Raw genomic sequence first — 4,667 nt, forward strand, 5'->3', positions numbered from 1 at the left:
GTCGCGTGATACCCCACCGCCGTGCTGCCCTGGCCCTGCGCCGACGAGTCCGCCTGCGCCAGGCCCGCTTCGTTCGTCCGTACATAGCGGATGCCCATGCCGTTGGCATCGGTATTCGCCTGGCTCGTGTCACCCGCGATGTTGTTGAATGTATTGCCCAGCTGCGTCACATTCTGGTTCGTCTCGTACAACTGCGATCCGTTCACCGCATCCGTGCTCGTCGCCGACAACTCGCCCTGCGACACGTTCGTGATGCGCGTGCCTCCCGTGGCACCACCATCGGTCGACGGCGTACCCGCCAGCGTGACCGTATCCTTCGCATCGCCCACGTTACCGTCGTATCGCACGGCTCGGTCGCTGATGTTATCGGCCAGATTCTCCACTGTTTTGAGTTGGCTCACATTCACGGCATCACTATCCGCGGAGCCCGCGGCTACGCCCGTGATCTGGCGATACCTGCCCTGCGCCTCGTCCCCAACCGAAACCGCCGCCAACGTGCTGTTTGTCGCTTGGACCGCCGTGCCGTCCACACCATCCGGGACGTAACCGGCCACGCCGGCAACCCTGTTGGCAATCGACGCAGCTCCCAACGCCACACCACCGGCAACGCTCACACCGCTGCCCGCCCCAAGTGCCAGCCCTTGCTCAGCCGATGCGAGGGCTTGCGTACCCAGCGCCACAGAATCCGCCAACATTACCCGGGTGTTCTGGCCGATCGCAATACCTCCCGGCGCATTCTGCTCGACGATGGCGCCGTTGCCCAGACCAACTCCGTTATCGCCGTTGACGACGGTTTGCGGGCCGATTGCAATTGCCTCCTGGCCAACGGCCAGCGAATCCGTTTCGGTCGAATTGGCGTGGAAATATCGGGTGCCCGTTACCGTCACCGAACTGATAGCGCCGGTCAGTTGACGAACCGTGACCGCGTCATGCTCGTCGGTTCCGTCCGCAACGTTGGTAATCTGGCGATAGGTCGTGTCGCTACCGACCGACACCGCCCCTAGCAAGTCACGATCCGTCGTATTGAACGGCACGATCGCACCGCCAGCGCCCGAGGCGATCTCTCCGGTTGTGGGGGCAAGTGCCCGATCAGATACCGACCCCATCCCCAGTGCCACGCCGTTGCTTACCGTAGCGCTTGCTTCACGACCCAGCGCCAGCGCGCTCTCGGCCGTGGCCGTGGCGTTGTAGCCCACCGCTGTGCTGCCTTGACCCTGCGCCGACGAATCCGCCCGCGCCAAGCCCGCTTCGTTCGTACGAACATAACGGATACCCAGACCGTTCGCATCCGTGTAGCTCTGGCTCGTGTCGCCGGTAATGTTGATCAGCGTGTCGCCCAGCTGCGTCAGATTCTGGTTCGTCTCGTACAGCTGCGAACCATTGACCGCATCCGTGCTCGTCGCCGACAACTCGCCTTGCGAGACGTTCGTGATCCGCGTACCGCCCGTGGCGCCGCCGTCGGTCGACGGGGTACCCGCCAAGGTGATCGTGTCCTTCGCATCGCCCACGTTGCCGTCGTACTGCACGGCACGGTCACCCAGGTTGTCCACGTTCGTAGCCACCGCTTGCAGCTGGCTGACGTTCACCGCATCGGTCGCCGCCGCACCCGCTGCCACGTTCGTAACCCGGCGCTCATTGTTCGCGCTTCCCACGCTGACCTCGCCCACGGGCGTTGCGCCAGCAATCGTGCCCGCGCTTGGGTTGTACGCCGCCATGCCCAGCGTGCTACCGTCGGCGACCGAGTTCGCGCCCAAGGCCACGCTGCCCGCGTGGCTTGCGTGCGCTTCACGGCCCAGCGCCAGCGCGCTGTCGGCCGTCGCCGTCGCGTTGTAGCCCACCGCCGTGCTGCCCTGGCCTTGTGCCGACGCGTCGCTGGGCGTCAAGCCCGCTTCGTTCGTGCGCACATAGCGGATACCCAGGCCATTGGCATCGGTATTCGCCTGACTGGTGTCCCCCGTAATATTGATCAGCGTGTCGCCCAGTTGCGTCACGTTCTGGTTCGTCTCGTACAACTGCGATCCGTTTACCGCGTCCGTGCTCGTCGCCGACAACTCGCCCTGCGACACGTTCGTGATCCGCGTACCGCCCGTGGCGCCGCCATCGGTCGACGGCGTGCCTGCCAACGTGATCGTGTCCTTCGCATCGCCCACGTTGCCGTCGTACTGCACCGCACGGTCACCCAAGTTGTCCACGTTCGTGGCCACTGCTTGCAACTGGCTCACATTCACCGCATCAGTATCGGTCGCGCCGGCCGCTACGTTCGTAAGCCTGCGTTCGTTGCCGGCGCTACCGACACTGACCTCGCCCACTGGAGCCGTCCCGGCAATCGTGCCCGTGCCCGGGTTGTAAGCCGCCATGCCCAGCGTACTGCCGTCAGCGACCGAGTTCGCACCCAAGGCCACGCTGCCTGCGTGGCTCGCCTGCGCTTCACGTCCCAGCGCCAGCGCGCTGTCGGCCGTCGCCGTCGCGTTGTAGCCCACCGCCGTGCTGCCCTGGCCTTGTGCCGACGAGTCGCTGGGCGTCAGCCCTGCTTCATTCGTCCGTACATAGCGGATGCCCATGCCGTTGGCATCGGTGTTCGACTGGCTCGTATCACCGGTAATATTGGTCAGCGTATCGCCCAGTTGCGTCACGTTCTGGTTCGTCTCGTACAACTGCGATCCGTTTACCGCATCCGTACTCGTGGCCGACAGCTCGCCTTGCGAGACGTTCGTGATCCGCGTCCCCCCCGTGGCGCCGCCATCGGTCGACGGCGTGCCTGCCAGCGTGACCGTGTCCTTCGCATCGCCCACGTTGCCGTCGTACTGCACGGCACGGTCGCCCAGGTTGTCCACGTTCGTGGCCACCGCCTGTAGTTGACTCACATTCACCGCATCAGTATCGGCCGCGCCGGCCGCCACGTTCGTAAGCCTGCGTTCGTTGCCGGCGCTGCCCACACTGACTTCGCCCACAGGTGCGGTACCGGCAAGGGTTCCCGTGCCCGGGTTGTACGCCGTCATGCCCAGGGTACTGCCGTCGGCCACCGAGTTCGCGCCCAAGGCCACGCTGCCCGCGTGGCTTGCCTGCGCTTCACGTCCCAGTGCCAGCGCGCTATCGGCCGTGGCCGTCGCGTTGTAACCCACCGCCGTGCTGCCCTGGCCTTGTGCCGACGCGTCGCTGGGTGTCAGCCCTGCTTCGTTCGTCCGTACATAGCGGATGCCCAGGCCGTTGGCATCGGTGTTCGACTGGCTCGTGTCACCGGTAATATTGGTCAGCGTGTCGCCCAGCTGCGTCACGTTCTGGTTCGTCTCGTACAACTGCGAACCGTTCACCGCGTCCGTGCTTGTGGCCGACAGCTCGCCCTGAGACACGTTGGTGATTCGCGTCCCCCCCGTGGCGCCGCCGTCGGTCGACGGGGTACCCGCCAAGGTGATCGTGTCCTTCGCATCGCCTACGTTGCCGTCGTATTGCACGGCACGGTCGCCCAGGTTGTCCACGTTCGTGGCCACCGCCTGTAGCTGACTCACATTTACCGCATCAGTATCGGCCGCGCCGGCCGCCACGTTGGTAAGCCGGCGCTCGTTGCCGGCGCTGCCCACACTGACTTCACCCACAGGTGCGGTACCAGCAAGGGTTCCCGTGCCCGGGTTGTACGCCGCCATGCCCAGGGTACTGCCGTCGGCCACCGAGTTCGCACCCAAGGCCACGCTGCCCGCGTGGCTCGCCTGCGCTTCACGGCCTAAAGCCAGCGCGCTGTCGGCCGTCGCCGTCGCGTCGTAGCCCACCGCCGTGCTGCCTTGCCCCTGTGCCGACGCGTCGCTGGGCGTCAAGCCGGCTTCATTCGTGCGCGCGTAACGGATGCCCATGCCGTTGGCGTCGGTGTTCGCCTGGCTCGTGTCCCCCGCGATGTTGTTGAACGTATTGCCCAGCTGCGTCACGTTCTGGTTCGTCTCGTACAACTGCGAACCGTTCACCGCATCCGTACTCGTCGCGGACAATTCGCCTTGCGACACGTTCGTGATTCGTGTCCCCCCCGTGGCGCCGCCGTCGGTCGACGGGGTACCCGCCAGCGTGATCGTATCCTTCGCATCGCCCACGTTGCCGTCGTACTGCACCGCCCGGTCGCCCAGGTTGTCCACGCTCGTGGCTACAGATTGCAACTGGCTCACGTTCACCGCATCGGTCGCTACCGCACCCGCTGCCACGTTCGTGACCCGGCGCTCGTTGCCAGCGCTGCCCACACTGACCTCGCCCACGGGCGCCACCCCGGCAATCGCCCCCGTGCCCGGGTTGTAGGCCGCCATGCCCAGCGTGCTACCGTCAGCGACCGAGTTCGCGCCCAAGGCCACGCTGCCTGCGTGGCTTGCTTGCGCTTCACGGCCCAGCGCCAGCGCGCTGTCGGCGGTCGCCGTCGCGTTGTAGCCCACCGCCGTGCTGCCTTGACCTTGTGCCGACGAGTCGCTGGGCGTCAAACCGGCTTCATTCGTGCGCACGTAACGGATGCCCATGCCGTTGGCATCGGTGTTCGCCTGGCTCGTATCACCGGTAATGTTGGTCAGCGTGTCTCCCAGCTGCGTCACGTTCTGATTCGTCTCGTACAACTGCGATCCGTTGACCGCGTCCGTGCTCGTGGCCGACAGCTCGCCCGCCGCCACGTTGCTGATCGTCGTCGGGTTGCCGCCCGGATT

1 protein-coding gene is annotated in these 4,667 nt (G+C 65.8%); it reads right to left on the reverse strand.

The features are described 5' to 3' along the window. On the reverse strand, nucleotides 1-4,667 hold a 4,667-nt coding region (locus WKR98_RS29200; protein WP_341435415.1), incomplete at both ends, for a beta strand repeat-containing protein.

It is taken from the genome of Pigmentiphaga sp. YJ18, assembly GCF_038066655.1.
Taxonomy (GTDB): Bacteria; Pseudomonadota; Gammaproteobacteria; order Burkholderiales; family Burkholderiaceae_B; genus Pigmentiphaga.